This window comes from Haliea sp., from assembly GCF_041395985.1.
Classification (GTDB): Bacteria; Pseudomonadota; Gammaproteobacteria; order Pseudomonadales; family Halieaceae; genus Haliea.
Genome location: NZ_JAWKZJ010000001.1, coordinates 464,287 through 483,346, shown reverse-complemented (window position 1 = coordinate 483,346; position 19,060 = coordinate 464,287). Strand labels below are relative to the sequence as shown.

Annotated in this window: 19 protein-coding genes; 7 read left to right on the top strand and 12 right to left on the bottom strand. The window is 63.5% G+C overall.

The genetic code is table 11. From position 1 onward, the window contains the following. Positions 1 to 75: 75 nt before the first annotated feature. A complete protein-coding gene (locus R3E49_RS02205; protein ID WP_371293538.1) occupies positions 76 to 1,245 on the top strand; it encodes a TRAP transporter substrate-binding protein in 1,170 nt (389 codons plus the stop codon). Here the strand turns inward: R3E49_RS02205 and R3E49_RS02200 are convergent, their stop codons facing one another. Genes R3E49_RS02200 through R3E49_RS02190 form a run of 3 tightly spaced genes read right to left on the bottom strand, consistent with a single transcriptional unit; the run spans position 1,246 to position 3,558 of the window. Next, the gene (locus R3E49_RS02200) at positions 1,246 to 1,638 is read right to left on the bottom strand and encodes an acyl-CoA thioesterase (RefSeq protein ID WP_371293537.1); all 393 of its coding nucleotides are present in this window, start codon (positions 1,636 to 1,638) and stop codon (positions 1,246 to 1,248) included. A 46-nt stretch (positions 1,639 to 1,684) separates the two neighbouring features. Then, the gene (locus tag R3E49_RS02195) at positions 1,685 to 3,046 is read right to left on the bottom strand and encodes a TRAP transporter large permease subunit (protein WP_371293536.1); all 1,362 of its coding nucleotides are present in this window, start codon (positions 3,044 to 3,046) and stop codon (positions 1,685 to 1,687) included. Beyond that, the gene (locus tag R3E49_RS02190) at positions 3,046 to 3,558 is read right to left on the bottom strand and encodes a TRAP transporter small permease subunit (RefSeq protein ID WP_371293535.1); all 513 of its coding nucleotides are present in this window, start codon (positions 3,556 to 3,558) and stop codon (positions 3,046 to 3,048) included. The genes R3E49_RS02195 and R3E49_RS02190 overlap by 1 nt, the downstream gene beginning before the upstream one ends. A gap of 101 nt (positions 3,559 to 3,659) precedes the next feature. Here R3E49_RS02190 and yaaA point away from each other — a divergent pair, with 101 nt between their 5' ends. Together yaaA and R3E49_RS02180 are read left to right on the top strand one after the other, a co-directional pair. Further along, positions 3,660 to 4,439, top strand: a complete 780-nt coding sequence (gene yaaA, locus R3E49_RS02185) for a peroxide stress protein YaaA (protein ID WP_371293534.1) — start codon at positions 3,660 to 3,662, stop codon at positions 4,437 to 4,439. 42 nt (positions 4,440 to 4,481) lie between these two features. Further along, on the top strand, positions 4,482 to 5,945 hold the full coding sequence (locus R3E49_RS02180; RefSeq protein ID WP_371293533.1) for a flavin-containing monooxygenase: 1,464 nt from the start codon (positions 4,482 to 4,484) through the stop codon (positions 5,943 to 5,945). Between the two features lie 8 nt (positions 5,946 to 5,953). On the opposite strand, the gene R3E49_RS02175 is transcribed toward R3E49_RS02180, so the two are convergent. From R3E49_RS02175 to R3E49_RS02165, 3 genes are read right to left on the bottom strand one after another with little or no spacing between them, the layout of a single operon-like run. Beyond that, on the bottom strand, positions 5,954 to 7,132 hold the full coding sequence (locus tag R3E49_RS02175; protein WP_371293532.1) for a GNAT family N-acetyltransferase: 1,179 nt from the start codon (positions 7,130 to 7,132) through the stop codon (positions 5,954 to 5,956). After that, entirely contained in the window at positions 7,129 to 8,001 is an 873-nt protein-coding gene (ubiA, locus tag R3E49_RS02170) for a 4-hydroxybenzoate octaprenyltransferase (protein WP_371293531.1), read from the bottom strand. Before ubiA ends, R3E49_RS02175 begins: the two co-directional genes overlap by 4 nt. Before the next feature lie 33 nt (positions 8,002 to 8,034). Beyond that, positions 8,035 to 8,718, bottom strand: coding sequence for a chorismate lyase (locus R3E49_RS02165; RefSeq protein WP_371293530.1), 684 nt, complete (start codon positions 8,716 to 8,718; stop codon positions 8,035 to 8,037). A gap of 175 nt (positions 8,719 to 8,893) precedes the next feature. On the opposite strand from R3E49_RS02165, the gene R3E49_RS02160 reads away from it, so the two are divergent. Both R3E49_RS02160 and R3E49_RS02155 read left to right on the top strand, forming a co-directional pair. Continuing rightward, a complete protein-coding gene (locus R3E49_RS02160) occupies positions 8,894 to 10,264 on the top strand; it encodes an FAD-dependent oxidoreductase (protein ID WP_371293529.1) in 1,371 nt (456 codons plus the stop codon). Continuing rightward, positions 10,261 to 10,839, top strand: coding sequence for a DUF1415 family protein (locus R3E49_RS02155; protein WP_371293783.1), 579 nt, complete (start codon positions 10,261 to 10,263; stop codon positions 10,837 to 10,839). The genes R3E49_RS02160 and R3E49_RS02155 overlap by 4 nt, the downstream gene beginning before the upstream one ends. A 6-nt stretch (positions 10,840 to 10,845) precedes the next feature. Here R3E49_RS02155 and recG read toward each other — a convergent pair whose 3' ends face one another. Then, positions 10,846 to 12,933: an ATP-dependent DNA helicase RecG gene (gene recG, locus R3E49_RS02150; protein ID WP_371293528.1), complete on the bottom strand. Its 2,088-nt coding sequence runs from the start codon at positions 12,931 to 12,933 to the stop codon at positions 10,846 to 10,848. 143 nt (positions 12,934 to 13,076) lie between these two features. On the opposite strand from recG, the gene R3E49_RS02145 reads away from it, so the two are divergent. Beyond that, the gene (locus R3E49_RS02145; protein ID WP_371293527.1) at positions 13,077 to 13,949 is read left to right on the top strand and encodes an epimerase; all 873 of its coding nucleotides are present in this window, start codon (positions 13,077 to 13,079) and stop codon (positions 13,947 to 13,949) included. Beyond that, positions 13,946 to 14,401, top strand: a complete 456-nt coding sequence (locus R3E49_RS02140; protein WP_371293526.1) for a hypothetical protein — start codon at positions 13,946 to 13,948, stop codon at positions 14,399 to 14,401. Before R3E49_RS02145 ends, R3E49_RS02140 begins: the two co-directional genes overlap by 4 nt. On the opposite strand, the gene R3E49_RS02135 is transcribed toward R3E49_RS02140, so the two are convergent. The 5 genes from R3E49_RS02135 to R3E49_RS02115 form a co-directional block, all read right to left on the bottom strand. Continuing rightward, complete coding sequence (locus R3E49_RS02135; RefSeq protein ID WP_371293525.1) at positions 14,398 to 14,781, bottom strand: RidA family protein; 384 nt, start codon at positions 14,779 to 14,781, stop codon at positions 14,398 to 14,400. The genes R3E49_RS02140 and R3E49_RS02135 overlap by 4 nt on opposite strands. Further along, the gene (gene spoT, locus R3E49_RS02130; protein WP_371293524.1) at positions 14,778 to 16,931 is read right to left on the bottom strand and encodes a bifunctional GTP diphosphokinase/guanosine-3',5'-bis pyrophosphate 3'-pyrophosphohydrolase; all 2,154 of its coding nucleotides are present in this window, start codon (positions 16,929 to 16,931) and stop codon (positions 14,778 to 14,780) included. The genes R3E49_RS02135 and spoT overlap by 4 nt, the downstream gene beginning before the upstream one ends. A gap of 36 nt (positions 16,932 to 16,967) precedes the next feature. After that, entirely contained in the window at positions 16,968 to 17,228 is a 261-nt protein-coding gene (gene rpoZ / locus R3E49_RS02125) for a DNA-directed RNA polymerase subunit omega (RefSeq protein WP_371293523.1), read from the bottom strand. 105 nt (positions 17,229 to 17,333) lie between these two features. Beyond that, complete coding sequence (gmk, locus tag R3E49_RS02120) at positions 17,334 to 17,954, bottom strand: guanylate kinase (protein WP_371293522.1); 621 nt, start codon at positions 17,952 to 17,954, stop codon at positions 17,334 to 17,336. Between the two features lie 93 nt (positions 17,955 to 18,047). Next, the gene (locus R3E49_RS02115; protein ID WP_371293521.1) at positions 18,048 to 19,037 is read right to left on the bottom strand and encodes an LLM class flavin-dependent oxidoreductase; all 990 of its coding nucleotides are present in this window, start codon (positions 19,035 to 19,037) and stop codon (positions 18,048 to 18,050) included. Positions 19,038 to 19,060 lie beyond the last annotated feature (23 nt).

Here is a 19,060-nt window from a genome sequence, read left to right as displayed (position 1 = left end):
GGTTTGTTCGCGCGCCCGGCAGTGCTATGCTCCAGTGCCCTAAGCAGCTGATTTTCCAACGATAAGTAGAACACTATGCCGCAACCCCGCTTCGAACGACGCTTCACCCCCGCGATCATACTGTTGTTGCTGGCGGCGCTGGTGCTGGTACTGGGGTTGTGGGCGGCGGAGCGTGCCGGTGGTATCAGCGCACTGGCGGGTCGGGATGGCACCCAGTCGGGCAGCGGCGGCGAGCAGGCGCACTACAGCTGGAAAATTGTCACGACCTGGCCGAAGAATTTTCCCGGCCTGGGCGCCGGGGCCGAGAACTTCGCCCGCATGGTGGGCGAAATGAGTAACGGTCGCCTCACCGCGCGCGTCTATGGCGCAGGCGAAATGGTGCCGGCATTCGAAGTGTTCGATGCCGTCAGCCAGGGCGTGGCCGATGCCGGACACGGCGCAGCGTATTACTGGAAGGGCAAGATACCGTCTTCGGTGTTCTTCACGGCCATTCCCTTCGGGATGACGGCGCAGGAGATCAACGCCTGGTTGCACTACGGCGGCGGCCTTGAACTGTGGCGAGAGGCCTACGCCCCTGCCAACATCATTCCCTTTGCCGGCGGCAATTCCGGTGTGCAGATGGCAGGCTGGTTTCGCAAGGAAATCAATTCGCTGGCTGACCTGCAGGGCCTGAAAATGCGCATTCCCGGCCTTGCCGGCGACGTGTTTACCGCGGCCGGCGGAACGTCAGTCCGCATTTCCGGTGGCGAGCTCTACACGTCGTTACAGACCGGGGTGATTGATGCTGCCGAGTGGGTCGGCCCCTATAACGACCTGGCTCTGGGTCTGCACGAGGTGGCCAAGTACTACTACTATCCGGGCTGGCACGAGCCCGGCGCCATGCTGGAGCTGATTATCAACAAGGACTCCTACGAGGCGCTGCCCCCCGACCTGCAGGCTATCGTGACCGCCGCGGCCCGCGCCGCGAACCAGATGATGCTGGACGAGTTCACGGCACGTAACAATGCGGCCCTCCGGGAACTGGTGGAGAAACACGGTGTACAGCTGCGGCAGCTGCCGGACGATGTGATGCAGGCCCTGTACCAGGCCAGTGAGCAAACCATGCAGGAGTTGGTGTCGAGCGACCCCCTGGCGGCGCGGATCCATGCCTCATTCAGGGCGTTCTATGAGGGGGTCAGAGCCTACCACCACATTTCAGAGCAGGCCTACATCAATGCGCGGGATGCCGTGCTGGAGAGCGAATAATCAGCGCTTAATGGCGCGCGTGCGGCCCTTCTCGTCAATCGCAACGAAGACAAACTCACCTTCGGTCACCTTGATCGGCTCACCGTCGTGTTTTGAATTGATCCACACTTCGACCACGATACGCACCGAGCTGCGCCCGACTTCCAGCACATCGCAGTAGCAGCTCACCACGGCGCCCACGTGCACCGGGGTAAGGAACGCCATGCCCTCGATGGCGACGGTGGCCACCCGCCCGCCGGCAACATCACTCGCGGTGATGGCGCCTGCCATGTCCATCTGTGACAGCAGCCAGCCGCCAAAAATGTCGCCATTGGCATTGGTGTCCCTGGGCATGGCCACGGTCTGAATGGACAGCTCGCCCTGAGGTACCGGTGTGTCGTCGATGTCGTTCATGTGTCGCCCGAATCCGTTTGCGAAAGAAGGGTATACGCAGCCGATGCTATTTCAGCGCAGCCGGCAACCAGGTTGCCAGCGGTGGCCAGACCCACAGGGCTGCCAGCACCAGCAGCTGGATGAGTATAAAAGGAATGACCCCGCGGTAGATAGCGCTGGTGTGCAGCGCGGCCGGGGCCACGCCGCGCAGGTAGAACAGGGCAAAGCCGAAGGGGGGCGTGAGGAAGGACGTCTGCAGGTTGATGGCTATCATGATACCCAGCCAGATCGGGTCCAGCCCCATCATCAGCAGCACCGGGCCGACTATGGGCACCACGACAAAGGTGATCTCGATAAAGTCGAGGATGAAACCCAGCAGGAAAATCACCAGCATCACGATCAGTGTGGCGCCGAAGACGCCCCCGGGCATGCGGTCAAACCAGTGGTGTATGAGATCTTCGCCGCCAAAACCGCGAAACACCAGTGAAAACACGGCGGCGCCGATCAGGATCATGAACACCATGCAGGTCACTTTCATGCTGTCGATAACGGCTTCCCGCAACCGCGGCAGCGGCATCTCGCGCTTGTACCATGCAAGCAGCAACGCGCCGGTCGCGCCGACGCCGGCGGCCTCTGTGGGGGTGGCGGCGCCGGCCAGAATGGACCCCAGCACCAGGCTGATCAAGAGCAGCGGCGGCGCGAGGCTACCCAGTATTTCCGCCGCCGATACCGGCTCGGTCTCGACGTTGGGCGCGCGGCGCGGGCTCAGGTGCGCGACCGCAATGATATAGGCGAGGTACAGTGCCACCAGCAACAGCCCCGGCAGCAAGGCGCCGACGAACAGGTCGCCGACCGAGACGGTTTTCGGGTTGAAAATACCCGCGTTCAGCTGCGCCTGCTGATAGGCATTGGACAGCACATCGCCCAGCAGTACGAGCGCGATGGAAGGCGGGATGATCTGCCCCAGCGTGCCCGTTGCGCAGATGGTGCCGGCCGCCAGGGCGGGGTCATAGCCTCCCTTGAGCATGCTCGGCAACGACAGCAGCCCCATCGTGACCACGGTGGCGCCAACGATGCCGGTGCTGGCCGCGAGCAGCATGCCCACCAGCACCACCGCGATGCCCAACCCACCGGGAAACGCCCCGAAACTGCGCGACATGGTGCCCAGCAACTGCTCGGCAATGCGTGACTTTTCCAGGATAACGCCCATCAGAATAAACAGCGGCACGGCGATCAGAGTGTCGTTGTTGATGGTGCCAAACATGCGCGCCGGCAGTGCGGCCAGAAACGCCGGGTCGAAGTGGCCGGCAATCACGCCGACGGCGGCGAAGGCCAGCGAAGTACCTGCCAGGGTGAAAGCCACAGGAAACCCGAGCATGAGCAGCAGGCAGATGCAGGCAAACAGGTACAGCGCGATAGTGCCGTCCACTAGCCTGGCTCCCCGATCAGCAGGCGGGCGTTGCGCAGGGTTTCCGCCAGCGCCTGCAAAAACAGGTTGAGCGCGAGCAACGGCAGCAGGGTTTTCAGCAGGAATACCGCCGGGATACCACCGGGCTCGGGGGACGTCTCGCGGATTGCCCAGGAGGCCATCACGTACTCCCAGCTGGAAAACAGGATAAAACCGCACAGGGGCATCAGGCAGGTGATGCTGCCAATGCTGTTGATCCACGCTTTGCCGCGGGGAGAAAAACGGCGGTAGAAAATATCCACACGGACGTGAGCATCGTGTTTCAGCGTGTACGCGGCGCCCAGCATGAACAGGCAGCCATGCAGGTACATGATGGCTTCCTGCGCCATGATTGAGCCGGAATTGAAGCCGTAGCGCAGCACCACCACGGTGGTGGTGACCAGCGCCATGGCGAGCACCAGCCAGGCAAGCAGGCGCCCCGAGGCTTCGGTAAACCGATTGATGACTAGAGCCACAAGGGCGAGCAGACGCATCTGTTATTGGTCTTTTTGAACAAACCGGTGCAGGGTATCATAGGCTGTAGATTCAGGCGAAAGCTGTGTATCCGGCGCGCGCCACCTACGGACAGAAATCCATGCTGACACTTATATCCCCGGCAAAAACGCTGGACTTCGACACGCCCCCGAGCACCCGCAAGAGCACCCAGCCGCAGTTTCTGCAGGAGGCGGAGGCTCTGGTGGAGGATGCGCGCCGGCTGGCGCCGGATGACATCCGTGAGCTGATGGGTGTCAGCGACAATATTGCCCAGCTCAACTATGCCCGATTCCACAACTGGGCGCCGCCCTTCACGCTGGACAACGCCAAGCAGGCGCTGCTGGCATTTCGCGGTGATGTCTATACCGGCCTTGATGCCGACACCCTGAGCAGTGCACAGCTGGCGTTCGCCCAGAAACACCTGCGCATCCTGTCAGGCCTGTATGGCCTGTTGCGACCGCTGGACCTGATGCAGCCCTACCGGCTGGAAATGGGCCTGCGCTTTGCCAACCGTCGCGGTGCCAATCTGTACCAGTTCTGGGGTGATGGCCTGACGCGCAGCCTGAACAGTCAGCTGGGCAAGAGTGGCAGCCGCGTGCTGGTCAATCTGGCCTCCAACGAGTACTTCAAGGCAGTGCAGCCCCGGGCCCTGGATGGGGACGTCATTACCCCTCAGTTCAAGGAGCTCAGAAACGGCAAATACAAGGTCATCAGTTTTTACGCCAAGAAGGCGCGCGGTCAGATGGCGCGCTTCATAATCGAGCACAGCCTGAATGATCCCGAGGCGCTGAAGGCGTTCAGCGTTGACGGCTACCGCTACAACCCTGCTGAGTCGGGGCCGCGGGAGCCGGTATTCACGCGCAAGGCGCCACCGGGCTGACTGCCGTCAGCCGCTGGGTAATAACACTAACAGGAACAGCCCATGAATCACTCCACGACCCACCAGGTCATCATTATCGGCGCTGGCATGTCTGGCCTCTGCATGGGCGTGCGCCTGAAAGCCCTGGGCATCGAGGATTTCCTGATCCTGGAAAAATCGGCGGGCGTGGGCGGCACGTGGCACGACAACACCTACCCCGGTGCCTGCTGCGATGTGCCCTCGGTCCTCTACAGCTACTCGTTCGAGCCCAACCCCAACTGGTCGCGCAAGTATTCACCGCAGGGTGAAATCCGCGCCTATTTCGAGCACTGTGCCGACAAGTACGGATTGCGTGAGCGACTGCGCCTGTCCACCGCGGTCAGCAGCGCCGAGTTTGACGAAGCCAGCGGTGCGTGGTTAGTGACGCTGGAGAACGGTGAACAGCTGCGTGCCAGGGCGGTGGTCAGCGGCCTGGGCCAGCTGAACATTCCCCACACACCCGCCTTTGCCGGGGCAGATTCGTTTGCCGGGGAGCAGTTCCACTCCGCCCGCTGGCGGCACGATATCGATCTCAAGGGCAAGCGCGTGGCGGTCATCGGCAACGCGGCCAGTGCGCTGCAGTTTATTCCGCAGATTGCGCGTGAGGCTGCGCAATTGCATGTCTACCAGCGCAGCGCCAACTACGTCGTCAAGCGCAATGACCGCGAGTACACGGCAGGCGAAAAGCGGCGCTTTGCGCGCTGGCCCTGGCTGCAGAAACTGCACCGTGCGGCCGTGTACCTGCGCGGTGAGCTGTTGTTCTACCCGGTGCTGCGCAACAGCAGCCTGCTGCGCCCCCTCTGGGAGAAATGGGCGCGCGAGCACCTTGAAGAACACATTGACGACCCTGTGTTGCGTCGTCAGCTGACACCCGACTATCCGGTCGGCTGCAAGCGCATTCTGGTCGCGGACGATTACTACCAGGCCTTCGCGCGCGACAACGTCGAGCTGGTGACTGCGGCCATCACCGGCGTGGATGAAGCCGGGGTGCTGTCGGCGGATGGGGTCTCCAGGCCGGTTGACGTGATTATCTATGGCACCGGCTTCAATACCTCGGCCATGCTCTCCGGCGTTAACTTTGTCGGCAGCGACGGGCGCAGCCTCGCCGAGGCCTGGCAGCAGGGCGCCGAAGCCTATCGCGGTGTCTGTGTGGCGGGTTTCCCGAACCTGTTCATGTTGTACGGCCCCAATACCAACCTCGGCAGCAACTCCATCATCTTCATGGTGGAACGCCAGGTGCGCTACGTGGCCGCCTGTATCGAAAAGCTGTTGACCCACGACCTGCGCGCACTCGCTGTCAATCCCGCGGCCATGCGAGCCTACAACGATCACATGCAGGGGGAACTGGCGGGTACGGTGTGGGTGGCCAACTGCGACAGCTGGTACAAGAACGCAGCGGGCAAGGTCGTCAACAACTGGCCGAACTCAACGCTCTATTACTGGTGGCATATGCGCTCGCCGGACTTCGCCGACTTCGACATGCGCTGAGCGGGGGCTCAGCCTTCGCGACGGAACGGCAGAAGGCTCGCCGCCTCGTCCCGGTAGGCTTCAATATGGGGGCGCTCCCTACGGGTGAAGTCGGCGACGGCTTCGGCCAGTCGTGGGTCCGCAATCCAGTGGTTGGAGTAGGTGAGTATCGGGCGGAAGCCGCGCTGGATCTTGTGTTCGCCCTGCGCACCGGGGTCAAAGCGTTGTAGCCCCTCGGCAATGCAGTAATCAATGCCCTGGTAATAACAGGCCTCAAAGTGCAGGCAGTCGAAATCTGCGCTGCAGCCCCAGTAGCGACCGTACAGCGTCGTGGATGAGCGAAAATACAGCGCTGCAGCCACCGCCTGGCCACTGTGCCGGGCGACCACCATGATCGTCTGGTCACCCAGTGAGGGTGCGGTCTGCAGGAAGAAGTCCCGCGTCAGGTAACCGCCGTGGCCGCTGCGCCGCGCGTAGGTGGTCTGGTAGAAGCGGTGAAACTGTCGCCAGTCGGCTGCGGTAATCTCCGCGCCGCGCAACAGCTGCAGGCTCAGGCCCTGCTGCGTCACGCGCTCGCGCTCGCGGCGCAGGTTCTTGCGCTTGCGGCTGGCGAACGCGCCGAGGAAGTCCTCGAAGCTGGTGTAGCCGTCGTTGAACCAGTGGAACTGTGTGGTCATGCGCTGTGGCAGCCCCGCTGCCAGCAGTTGCCCGGACACGGCCTTCTCAGGGAACAGCAGGTGCCAGGAGGACAGCCCGCGCGCGCGGGCAAACTGCTCTATCGCGGCCAGCACACAGGGCCACAGGCTGGCGCTATCCTCCCCATCGGCCACGCACAGGCGCGGCCCCGTGGCGGGCGTAAATGGTACGGCAGACACCAGCTTGGGATAGTAGGCCAGCCCTGCCCGCTGCCAGGCGTCCGCCCATGACCAGTCAAAAACGTACTCGCCATAGGAGTGTGCTTTCAGGTAGAGCGGCAGCAGACCGATCAGCCGGTTTTCCCGGCGCAGCAGCAGATGGCAGGGTTGCCAGCCGGTGTCAGCCGTTGTACAGCCGGTAATCTCCAGACCGTGCAGGAAGCGGTGCTGCAGAAACGGATAGTCCACGCCCGCCACCGCGTCCCAGTCAGCGGCGCTGACCTGTGCAAGGCTGTCGATGAATTCCGCATTCGGCATCGCGGCCGCCCCGCCCTGTACAGTGCCGTCGCTCACGCGGCGTTGTCGAGCAGATAATGCAGTGCAATGCCCATGAATACTGCCAGCCCCACCCAGTTGTTGTGACGAAAGGCACGAAAGCAGGCGTCCCGGTCACGCTCCCGTATCAGGTACTGGTGATAACCGAATAGCAGTCCGGCAACAAGTAGACCCAGGTAATAGGCGCCGCCGAGCTCGAAGCGCTGCCCGGCCAGCAGCCAGGCCAGCAGGCAGAGGGTCTGCAGGGCGCCCAATACGAGGCGGTCAGCGTCGCCGAAGAGCACGGCAGTCGATTTGATGCCCACCTTGATATCATCATCGCGATCGACCATGGCGTACTGGGTGTCATAGACCATCGTCCACAACAGATTAGCGATGTACAGCAGCCAGAGCGCTGAGGGCAGCGCGTTCTGCTGTGCGGCAAACGCCATGGGGATGGCCCAGGAGAACGCCGCCCCCAGTACGACCTGCGGCCAATAGGTGTAGCGCTTCATGAAGGGATAGGTGGAGGCCAGCAGCAGGCCGACGACCGAGAGCAGCGTGGTCAGCGTGTTGGTCAGCAAGACCAGGCCGAAAGCGGCCAGGCAGAGCAGCAGGAAGAGAACGCGCGCCTGGGTGACCGAGACTTCGCCGGTGACCAGCGGGCGCTCCCGGGTGCGCGCCACGCTGCCGTCCCAGTGGCGGTCCGCCAGGTCGTTGACGATACAGCCCGCGGAGCGCATCAGCAGGGTGCCAAGGCAGAAGATCACCACCAGGCGCGGCTCGGGCTTGCCCTCTGCGGCGATCCAGAGCGCCCCTAGGGTCGGCCAGAGCAGCAGCAGGGTGCCAATGGGCCGGTCGAAACGCACGAGCTTGAGCAGAGCGGACGCGGAAGTCAGTACGGGCATGCTTCGGGAGCTGTGAAGAAACCAGCGGCAAGCTTACTGCTTTACGCCGTGGATTGCAGCGTTCACTGTGCCTCGCTGGCTGCGGTGCACCGCCAATGACGCCTCCCAGGGGGTGAACCCCTGCAAAAATACCTCACTGACCAGCAGGCGCTTGCCGCTGATACTGAAGCAGGAGCGGCGTGCCCAGGCGGGCACGGTCTGTTTCACCCAGGGCGCGATATAGGCGCTGTCACCGCCCAGTCGTGCGAGCTCAAAGGGGCTTCGCTGCATGCCGGGATAACGAAACAGAATCGCACCGAGAGAGCGGTTCTGCAGTTTGCGCAGGTGAGCCAGTTCTCCGCTCAGGCTGCTGATGGGGAATACGCTGCGCGCGAACACCACAGCCTGTGAGTCCAACTGCAGCAGCACCTCGCGTACCAGTGCGCGCTGTCGCGCCGGTACCTGCAGCAGATGCTGCTCCGAGGGCAGAGGCACCTGCCAGCCCTGGTAGAGCCTGCGCACGCTGAAGGCGCCTGCCTCGAGAGCGATCAGGCGCGCGGTGAGCGAGCCGTCATCGAGCAGCCAGCGGCGGCAGGGCGCAGCGAGCTCTGCGCTGGTGAACCGTTGCTCGGGGCGCCATCGGGGGTCGCGGCCCGAGTCTGCCGGCAGGGAAGCGGGTACGATAACAGGGTCTCCGGAAATGCAAAGGCGCGAGCATGCGCCAGCTGCTGCGGGCATGCAAGGGTGTTAAACCGCGGCGAGGTTCCGTCCATGCCGCGCCTCCAAAGCGCTTGCACAATTTTCCTGTAACTCTATAGTGTTGCGCTTCAAATCAGGTCGTCCCCTGCCGCCGGTTGCATCGCGCGGCACCGTTGCGGGCGACCCGCGTAACCGACTGAGAGCGAGTGGCATTATGAGCAAGTGGGAATGCATAGTCTGTGGCCTGATCTACGACGAAAAGGAAGGCTGGCCTGACGACGGCATTGCACCTGGCACCAAATGGGAAGACGTACCCGAGGACTGGCTCTGCCCGGATTGTGGCGTGGGCAAGGAAGACTTTGAGCTGATCGAGGAGACACCGGTCGACGAAACACCGCACCATGAGGAACCGGTGGCCGACAAGGTACACCCCCCGGTGGTCATCATCGGCACGGGCCTGGCCGGTTACGGTGTGGCCAAGGAATTCCGCAAGCATGACAGCGAAACCCCGTTGATCCTCATCACCTCCGACGATGGTCGTGCCTACTCGAAGCCCATGCTCTCCACGGGCTACACCAAGGACACCAGCGCCGACGACCTCGCGCAGTTGGATGCCGGGTCCATGGGCAAGCAGTTGAAAGCCAGCGTGTGGACCATGACTCGCGTTGCAGGTATTGATACTGCCAACCAGGTGATCAAGGTCGGCGATGCGGAAACCGCGATTCACTACGGCAAGCTGGTGCTGGCACTGGGTGCGCAGACCATACAGCCGCCGATAGAGGGCGATGCGCTGGAACGGGTCTATTCGGTGAACGACCTGCTCGACTACGACGACTTCCGCACGGCGATGCAGAAGAATGCCGTGCGCAAGGTGTGCATCATTGGCGGTGGCCTTATCGGCTGTGAGTTCACCAATGACCTGCTCAACGGTGGCTACGAGGTAGAGGCGGTGGATCCCCTCGGCTACTGCCTGCCTACGCTGCTGCCGGAAACGGCAGGCAAGGCGGTGCAGGCGGCGCTGGAGGCCAAGGGCGCCCGCTTCCACTTCGGCCCGCTGGTCACCGCGGTCAACCGCGCGGAACAGGGCGTGGTGGTGAGCCTGAACAATGGCGAACGTATCAGCGCAGACATCGTGGTGTCTGCGGTGGGCGTACGGCCCCGGGTAGATCTAGCCAAAGCCGCCGGTCTGGAAGTGAACCGCGGGATCGTCACCAACCGCCTGCTGGAAACCAGTGCGCCCAATGTCTATGCCCTGGGCGATTGCGCCGAAGTGGCAGGTCACGTGCTGGTCTACGTGGCGCCGCTGGTGGCCTGTTCCCGCGCGCTGGGCAAGACCCTCGCCGGTGAGCCCACCGAGGTGGTTTACCCGCCCATGCCGGTGACCATCAAGACACCGGCCTGTCCGGTCGTTGTGGCCCCGCCGCCGGCCGGCGCCGACGGGGAGTGGCAGATCGATGCCGATGGCAGCGATGTGCGTGCAGAGTTCCGCAACGCTGCGGGTGAGCTGCTCGGCTTTGCCCTGACCGGTGACGCGACCAAGGCAAAAATCGAGCTGCAGAAAGCCCTGCCGGCCATACTGCCCTGAGCCGCGGCCCGCTGGATGTCCAGCGCGCCCGGCGGCAACTGGAGGCCTGGCTGGAAGGTGCCGTTGTCGGCCTGAACCTGTGCCCCTTTGCGCGCCCGCTGCTGGGTTCGCCAGCGCTGCGTATTGTAGTGTGCGGGGCCAACGGGAGCGCTGCAGGCCAGCGCGAGATGGACGCTTGCCTGCTCGCTGAGTTTGACCTCCTGCTGAACAGCACACAGGATGAGGTGGCAACCACGCTGCTGGCCTTCACCGGGGCGCTGGCTTCCTTCGACGCGTACCTGGATTACCTCGATCATGCGAACACGCTGCTGCAGGTCGCCGGTCTGGAAGGCATTGTGCAGCTCGCGAGTTTTCACCCGGAGTACCAGTTCGCGGGTGAGCCAGCCCAGGCAGCCAGCCACTACAGTAACCGGGCGCCGCTGCCAGTCATTCACCTGCTGCGCGAAGACCTGCTGGAAGAGGCGCTGGCTCGCTGGCCCAATCCCGAGCGTATTCCCGAGACGAACATTGCCCGTTTGAACAGTATCGGGCGCGCCGCGCTGGCGGCGCAGCTGGCGGAGTGGCAGGCACTGTAGCTGCAGTCAGACCTCGGCGAACTTCTCCCGCTGCGCGGTCCAGCGCTGAATCAGCGCTTCGATGACCGCGGGGTCCCCCTGCTGCAGGGTGTGGGCGATGGCGTGAACCGCGTCCAGCAGGTGATTGTGCGCGGGCAACTCGGCAATGCGGAAGGCAAGCAGCCCGGTCTGCCGGGTGCCCAGCACTTCGCCCGGGCCGCGCAGTTCCAGGTCTTTTTCCGCGATGTAAAAGCCGTCGTTGCTTTCCCGTAGCGCCAGCAGGCGCTGCTGTCCGCTGCGGGACAATGGGGACTGGTATAGCAGCACACAGTGACTGGCACCGCCGCCACGGCCCACGCGGCCGCGCAGCTGGTGCAGCTGTGCCAGCCCGAGGCGCTCGGGGTTTTCGATCACCATCAGACTGGCGTTGGGCACATCCACGCCCACTTCGATCACCGTGGTCGCTACCAGCAGAGCGATCTCGCCGCCCTTGAAGGCGTCCATCACCGAGGCTTTCTCTGCCGGTTTCATGCGCCCGTGCACCAGGCCGATCTGCAGCCCGGGCAGCGCCTCCTGCAGCAGTTCGGCGGTCGCCTCCGCCGCCTGCGCCTGCAGGGAATCACTCTCCTCGATCAGCGTGCACACCCAGTAGGCCTGTCGTCCGCTGGCGCAGGCGTGTGCGACCCGGGTGATCACCTGGTCACGACGCTGGCTGTCGATCAGCACCGTGGTGACCGGCTCGCGGCCCGGGGGCAGCTCATCGATCACCGAGAAATCGAGATCGGCGTAGGCGACCATGGAGAGCGTGCGGGGGATCGGTGTCGCGGTCAGTACCAGCTGGTGCGGCCGGCCCTCGCTGCCTGCTTTCTGGCTCAGGGCCAGGCGCTGGTGCACCCCGAATTTGTGTTGCTCGTCGACCATCACCAGCCCCAGCCGGTGAAACGCCACCGCCTCCTGAAACAGGGCATGTGTGCCGACCGCCAGGGCCGCCTCGCCCGTGGCGAGGCGCTCGGTCGCCACCTGTCGAGCTTTGCCCTTGACCCGTCCACTCAGCCATTCGACAGTGATGCCGAGCGGTGCGAACCAGTGTTCGAAGTTCAGCCGGTGTTGCTCGGCGAGAATCTCCGTGGGCGCCATCAGCGCCACCTGATAGCCATTGGCGATGGCCTGCAGTGCCGCATGCGCGGCCACCAGGGTTTTGCCCGAACCCACATCACCCTGCACCAGGCGGAGCATGGGCACGGGCCGCGCCAGGTCAGCGGCGATCTCCGTCATCACCCGCTGCTGGGCGACGGTGGGTGTAAACGGCAGGCTTTGCAGCAAGGCCTGTTGCAGGGGCTGCCCCCTGTCGACGTGCAAAGCGGGTGCCGGTGTGGCTTGCTGACGCGCCCGCAAGCGCAGCAGTGACAGGTGATGGGCGACGAGTTCTTCCAGCGCCAGACGCAGTTGGGCGGGATGGCGGCCCTCCAGCAGGGTGTCGAGGGGCGCGTCCGGTGGGGGTGCGTGCAGGTATTGCAGGGCCTGCACAAGGGTGAAAGGCTGGCCACTGTCTGTGGGCAGGAGGTCGCGGGGTTGCGCCCGTTGCAGAAAGCCCAGCGCCTGGCCGCACAGCTTGCGCCACTGGGCCTGGCCTATGCCCGTGGTGGTGGGATATACGGGGGTGAGCGTCTCCTCCCCGGTGCTGCGTGACGCGCCATGGGTCTCACCCGGTTCCAGGGCCCGGTACTCCGGGTGGAATATTTCGAAGCCGTTGGCGCCTCGACGCACCTGGCCAAAGCAGCGCAGGCGCGTTCCCGGTTGCAGGCTGTTTTTCTGCGCCGCGCTGAAGTGGAAAAAGCGCAGGGTAAGCGTGCCAGTGCCGTCCTGGATGCGGGCCACGAGGCTGCGACGGCGGCCGAAAACGATATCCGCGAGACGCACTTCCCCTTCCACGGTGACTTCGCTACCTTCCTGCAGGCCAGCGATGGGCGTGATCCGTGTGCGGTCCTGGTAGCGTAGCGGCAGGTGAAACAGCAGGTCCTCGACCTGGGTGATGCCGTAATCCGCCAGTTGTGCCGCCAGCCGCGGACCCACCCCGCGCAGCGCAGTCACCGGTAGGGGTTCAAGTACCGCCACGGTCTGCTCCCGCGCCGGATTGAGAATGGCCGACGCCGTGTGGCGTGTATTCGGGGGTACAATGCAGACGGGAGTAGCCTGGGATCACTGTGCGCGCCCATTCCGGTGAAAGCCCGCTAGTGTAACCAGTCAGGTAAGGCGATATGAAGAACAAAAGTGTGCTGATTGTCGGTTGTGGTGACCTGGGTACCCGGGCGGGGCTGCCCCTGGCGAGCGCCGGCTGGGGGGTGACTGGCCTTCGCCGGGACATTGGGCAGTTGCCTGTGGCGTTCAAAGGCCTCGCCGCGAATTACGCAGCCGCAAACGCCGATCTGTCGGCGCTGCAGGCACTGGCTCCGGATTTTGTGTTGCTCACCCTGAAACCTGCCGGCAGTGGCGAAGCAGGCTACAGGGCGGGTTTCAGCGATGCCATGGGCGCCGTGTTGCGGGGGCTGGGTAGCCACCGTCCGGCGGGCATACTCATGGTCTCCAGCACGCGGGTCTACGCGGAAGCAGATGGCGGCTGGGTGGAGGATGACAGCCCTCTCGTGACGACCGATCCTGCCGCTGGGGCGATTATCAACGCCGAACAGCAGTTGTTTGACTCACCCCACCCTGCCTGCACGGTGCGCAGTGCCGGTATTTATGGCGACCCGGAGGGATTCCTGTTGCGGCGTGTCGCGCGCGGTGAGCTGTGTGCAGCATCGCCGGTTCGCTACAGCAACCGCATACACCGGGAGGATGTGGGTGGCCTGCTGGCCTGGCTGCTGCAGCGCTGGGCGCAGGGTATCGCACCTGCTCCGCGCATCATTGCCGTGGACAACGATCCTGCACCGCAGTTCGAGGTGGAGACCTGGCTGGCCAGGGCGCTGGGGCTGGATGCCTGGCAGGCTGGCGCCTCAACGCCGCGCAGTGTGGCACACAAGCGCTGCCGCAACAGGGCGCTGACTGCGAGCGGCTATCGGCTGCGCTATCCCGACTACCGCAGCGGCTACAGCGCGGTGCTGCGGGCGCGTGTTACATCGGCAAAGACATGAGATCACACAGGTTGAGTATCTGGGCAATCACGTTGCGAGCGGCCATGGTGGCGGGTGTGTATGGGTTTCCTGTGGCTGTTGCCGTGGCGCAGCCCGCCCTGCCCGCAGACGCACTGCGGCTGACGTCCAGCGAAATCGTGGCGGCATTCTCCGATGTTCGTGATCAGGGTGAAGTGCAGGATGGCAGCGGTGGTGTTGCCGAGAACCACTGGTTTGCAGATGGCCGTTTCCGCAGCGAATGGCGCAGCGCGGCGGGCACGGGTATTGTTACCGGCCGTTGGCGCGCCGCTGGGGATATGCGCTGCATCATCATCGACAGCGGCCTGCCCGAGCGTGAAGGCGCGGAGGTGTGCACGCCGATTTACCGGCTCGGGGATCGGTATATCTCAGTGAATCCATCGGGTACTGTGCATGGCCTGCATACCCTGTCGCCCATGGAAACGGTGCGCTAGACGACCAGAATCGCCTCAACTTCAATGGCGACACCCTTGGGCAGGCCGGCTACCTGAACACAGGCGCGCGCCGGAAACGGCGGCTGCAGAAACTCCGCCATGACCTCGTTGACCGCCGCAAAGTCCGCCATATCAGTCAGCGAGATGTTGATCTTCACCGCGCTCGCGAGACTGCCGCCCGCGGCCTCGGCCACCGCGGCGAGGTTGCTGAACACCTGCCGGGCCTGGGCCTGAATATCACCCGTGACCAGTTCCATAGTGCCCGGCACCAGCGGAATCTGACCCGACAGCCACACGGTGTTGCCCACTTTCACAGCCTGCGAATAGGGCCCGATGGCTTCGGGGGCGTTTGGGGTGGAGATAATGGCTCGATTGGTCAACGGTTTGCTCCGGGTTTCACGCGCCGTGCCGGCGCTTCGTTTTTCAGTCGGGACACGCGGCGCACGGAGTTTACCGTGCGCAGCCGTTTCATGATGTTGGCGAGATGCACGCGGTTGGTCACCTGCATCGCCAGATCCACGAAGGTGAACTGGTAGTCCTTGTCTTCGGTGGAGATTTTTTCGATATTCACCCCCATGCTGTTGATGCGGGTGGCGAGCACCGCGATCATGCCGCGGCGGTTTTCTACCTCGATGCGCAACTCTGTCAGGTATTCACCCTGCACCTGGTCATCCCAGCGCAGGGCCACCAGACGCTCGCGGTTCTCCCGCATCTCCATCAGGTTCTTGCAGCGCTCGCGGTGCACGACAACGCCCTTTTCAGAGCTCAGGTAGCCTTCGATGGGGTCGCCCGGGATGGGGTGGCAGCAGCGTGCGTAGGTCACCATGAAGCCTTCGGTACCGCGAATCGCTACCGGTTGCAGCTTGCGTTCCGCGGACTCTGAGGGTTCCACAAATTCCCCGAGGATCTGCTGCGCGGTGATCGGCGGCAGGCGGTTGCCGCGTGCGATGTCCTCCAGCAGGTCATCCAGCGCGCTGTAGTCATTGTTGGCGAGGTAATCCTGCAGGCGGTCTTCAGGCAGCTGTTCGAGGGTGCTGTCGAAGGCTTGCAGGGCCTTGTCGAGGAGACGCCTGCCAAGGGCCACCGAATCTTCCCGCGTCTGGTGCTTGAGGAAGTGACGAATATTGGTGCGTGCCTTGGCGGTCACCGCGTAGTTGAACCAGGACGGGTTTGGACGAGCGCCCGGAGCGGTGAGGATCTCCACCGTCTGGCCGCTCTGCAGCGGCTCCGACAATGGTGCCAGACGCCGGTTGATACGGCAGGCGACGCAGCTGTTGCCGACATCGGTGTGCACCGCGAAAGCGAAGTCCACCGCCGTGGCACCGCGGGGCAGCTCGAGAATACGTCCCTTTGGCGTAAACACGTAAATCTCGTCGGGGAAGAGGTCGATCTTGACGCTCTCGATAAACTCCAGCGAGTTGCCGGCTCTTTGCTGCATCTCCAGCAGGCCCTGCACCCACTCCCGGGCCCGCGCGTGGCTGCCGTTCGCGGAGTGGCTGTCGCTTTTATACAGCCAGTGTGCCGCGATGCCGTTATTGGCCATTTCTTCCATTTCGCGCGTGCGAATCTGGATCTCGATGGGCACGCCATGCATGCCCATCAACACAGTGTGCAGTGACTGGTAACCGTTGGCCTTGGGAATGGCAATGTAGTCGCTGAACTCGCCGGGGACCGGCTTGTACAGACTGTGTACTGAGCCCAGTACCCGGTAGCAGGTATCAACCGAGTCGACGATGATGCGAAACGCGTAGATGTCCATGATCTCCGAGAAGGACTTCTTCTTGGACTTCATCTTGCTGTAAATGCTGTAGAGGTGCTTCTCGCGGCCGATCACCTCGACATCGTGGCCTTCCTGCTCCAGTGTGGATTCAATCTGGTGGCGGATTTTGTCCACCAGTTCCTTGCGGTAGCCGCTGCTGGCCCGGATGGCGGCCTTGATCCGCGATGCGCGCATCGGGTAGAGGGCGCTGAAGCCGAGATCCTCGAACTCCATGCGCACGGCATTCATACCCAGGCGCATGGCGATGGGCGCGTAGATTTCCAGGGTTTCGCGGGCGATGCGCCGCGCCTTGTCCTGGGGCAGCACACCCAGCGTGCGCATGTTGTGCAGTCGGTCGGCCAGTTTCACCAAAATGACGCGAATGTCGCGCGCCATGGCCAGCGCCATTTTCTGGAAGTTTTCGGCCTGCTTTTCAGCCAGCGAACTGAATTCCATCTGGGTGAGCTTGCTCACGCCGTCGACCAGCTCGGCGACGGCGGGGCCAAACTGGCTGCCGATGGAATCTTTCTCGATACCGGTATCTTCGATGACGTCGTGCAGCATGGCGGCCATCAGGCTCTGATGGTCCATGTGCATGTCGGCGAGGATCCCGGTCACGGCCAGTGGGTGCGTGACGTAGGGCTCGCCGGTGCGGCGGATCTGGCCGAAGTGCGCCTGCTCTGCGAAGTAGTAGGCGCGGCGGACCTGTTGCGCCTGCGCAGGGTTCAGGTAGCTGCGCAGGGTGGAGTCCAGGGCGTCAATGGTTTGCATGATAGCTTACCCGCTTACCACGGCAGCCCTGAACCGTTAGAGCGGTTCGTGGGCCCCCATGACCTCGGCGAGTTCCTCTTCCGCATCGCGCTCTTCGTCGCGCGAGAGAATAGAGGAATTGATCAACCCTTCGGCAATTTCGCGCAGCGCGATCACCGTGGGTTTGTCCGATTCTTCCTCGACCAGGGGATCCTTGCCGCCGGTGGCGATCTGGCGGGCGCGCTTGCTGGCGACCATGACCAGTTCGAAGCGGTTGTCGACGTTTTCGAGGCAGTCTTCTACAGTTACGCGTGCCATGTGCTGGTGATTCCTGTCAGGGTTAACGAACCCTCAATTATACCCGGATCCGGCCCCTTAGTGTATAGCGCGGCGGCTGTGTGAATAATACGCCCGGCGCGTGATTCAGGGCTTCAACAGATCCTGCAGCAGACCACTGAGCACCTGTTGCTGGCGCGCGGTCTGCAGGCGTTGGCCAATCACGATCGCCTCCAGCTCCGTCAGTGCCACCTCGAAGTCGTTGTTGACCAGGAGGTAGTCTGACTGCACGTAGTGGGACATCTCTTCCACTGCCTCCGCGAGGCGGCTGGCGATCACCGCGGGATCGTCCTGGCCGCGGCCCGTGAGACGCTGCTCCAGAGCCTCGCGCGAGGGCGGCAGGATGAAGATGCCACAGGTGTCGGGCAGCAGCCGTTTCACCTGGGCGGCGCCCTGCCAGTCGATTTCGAGAATAACGTCGGTACCGGCGGCCAGCTGCGCCTCAACCCAGGCCTGGGACGTGCCATAGAGGTTGCCGAAAACCCGGGCGTGCTCGAGAAAGGCGGCCTGTTCCAGCATGCCGATGAAGGTGGCTTCATCGACAAAATGATAGTTCACACCGTCCTGTTCGCCCGGACGCTGGGGGCGGGTGGTATGGGATACCGAGACTTGCAGCGAGGGGCGGCGCTCCAGCAGGGCATTGACCAGGCTGGTCTTGCCGGCGCCGCTTGGCGCGGAGACGGTGTACAGGGTTCCGGTGGCGTTCATGGGCAGCAGCTGTCCTTGTGGCATCGTGCAGTATCACAGACATTTTACACGTTGCGCGATACAAGTGGGCAGGTTGCCCGCCGCCAAGCCCGACTAGAGCGGGGTGATATTAACGTTCGGCGCCACCTGCCGGAAGAAATTGCGCAGCAGCTTCCAGCTCAAGTCGGCCTCCAGGGCACCCACCAGGGGGTGCAGGACCAGTGCATCATTATCGGCCATGCTCGGGGCCTTGCGCAGCACTTCCGCAGCGGTTGTTACCTGGTACGTGCCCAGCGCCTTGAGCGCCTCCGCATCCAGGGCGCTGCTGAACATCATGTCCTGATCGCTGTCCTGCTGCCACTGTGCATAACAGTTTGTTTCGTAGAGGGCGTAGGGGGCCAGTGCCGCCCAGTCTTCCTCTGGCGCATCGGAAACATACAGGAATGAAAAGGGCATCTCGGCCTGAAAGCGCGGGTGTTTATCCAGGCGTTCGCACTCGGCGGCATACACGGCGTTGAGCTGCGGCATGCCGCCGATGAAGCCGTCACCCAGCCGCGCAGCGCGGCGCGCCGCTGCGGCTGAACTGCCACCCATGAACAATGTGGGGTGTGGTGTCTGCAGCGGTTTGGGTGTGACCCGTGCCGAGCGCCCGCGGTACTGGAATGTCTCGCCGCGCCAGGCCTCCTTCAGCGCCTGCACACCCTCCTCCATCAGAGCGCCGCGTTGCTTCGGGTCAACCCCGAACATCTCCAGCTCGCGTCCGACATAGCCTCCCAACAACAGCACTTCCGCGCGCCCCCGGCTGAGATGGTCGAGCATGGCGACGTCTTCCGCCACGCGGAGTGGGTCGCTGAAGGGCATGATGACGTTGACCTGCAGGCGCACGTTGCGGGTGCTGCGGGCAGCCGCCGCGGCGAGCATGAGCGGACTCGGCAGGTAGCCGTCCTCACTGCCGTGGTGTTCACAGAAATTGATGGTGACGGGGTAGCCCTGTGCGTCAATCCAGGCAATCTGTTCCAGCGTCAGATCGTAGGTGTCGGCAAAAGACAGCCCTGTGGTGGCCGCCGGTGCCCGGCATTCGTACTTCACCATGACGGAAGGCATGTCGTTGTCTCCGGTAGCTGAGG

Coding starts and splice junctions, on each gene's coding strand:
- R3E49_RS02205 (WP_371293538.1), top strand. CDS start 76: ATGCCGCAACCCCGCTTCGAACGACGCTTCACCCCCGCGATCATACTG.
- R3E49_RS02200 (WP_371293537.1), bottom strand. CDS start 1,638: ATGAACGACATCGACGACACACCGGTACCTCAGGGCGAGCTGTCCATT.
- R3E49_RS02190 (WP_371293535.1), bottom strand. CDS start 3,558: ATGCGTCTGCTCGCCCTTGTGGCTCTAGTCATCAATCGGTTTACCGAA.
- yaaA (WP_371293534.1), top strand. CDS start 3,660: ATGCTGACACTTATATCCCCGGCAAAAACGCTGGACTTCGACACGCCC.
- R3E49_RS02180 (WP_371293533.1), top strand. CDS start 4,482: ATGAATCACTCCACGACCCACCAGGTCATCATTATCGGCGCTGGCATG.
- ubiA (WP_371293531.1), bottom strand. CDS start 8,001: ATGCCCGTACTGACTTCCGCGTCCGCTCTGCTCAAGCTCGTGCGTTTC.
- R3E49_RS02165 (WP_371293530.1), bottom strand. CDS start 8,718: ATGCCCGCAGCAGCTGGCGCATGCTCGCGCCTTTGCATTTCCGGAGAC.
- R3E49_RS02160 (WP_371293529.1), top strand. CDS start 8,894: ATGAGCAAGTGGGAATGCATAGTCTGTGGCCTGATCTACGACGAAAAG.
- R3E49_RS02145 (WP_371293527.1), top strand. CDS start 13,077: ATGAAGAACAAAAGTGTGCTGATTGTCGGTTGTGGTGACCTGGGTACC.
- R3E49_RS02140 (WP_371293526.1), top strand. CDS start 13,946: ATGAGATCACACAGGTTGAGTATCTGGGCAATCACGTTGCGAGCGGCC.
- spoT (WP_371293524.1), bottom strand. CDS start 16,931: ATGCAAACCATTGACGCCCTGGACTCCACCCTGCGCAGCTACCTGAAC.
- rpoZ (WP_371293523.1), bottom strand. CDS start 17,228: ATGGCACGCGTAACTGTAGAAGACTGCCTCGAAAACGTCGACAACCGC.
- gmk (WP_371293522.1), bottom strand. CDS start 17,954: ATGAACGCCACCGGAACCCTGTACACCGTCTCCGCGCCAAGCGGCGCC.
- R3E49_RS02115 (WP_371293521.1), bottom strand. CDS start 19,037: ATGCCTTCCGTCATGGTGAAGTACGAATGCCGGGCACCGGCGGCCACC.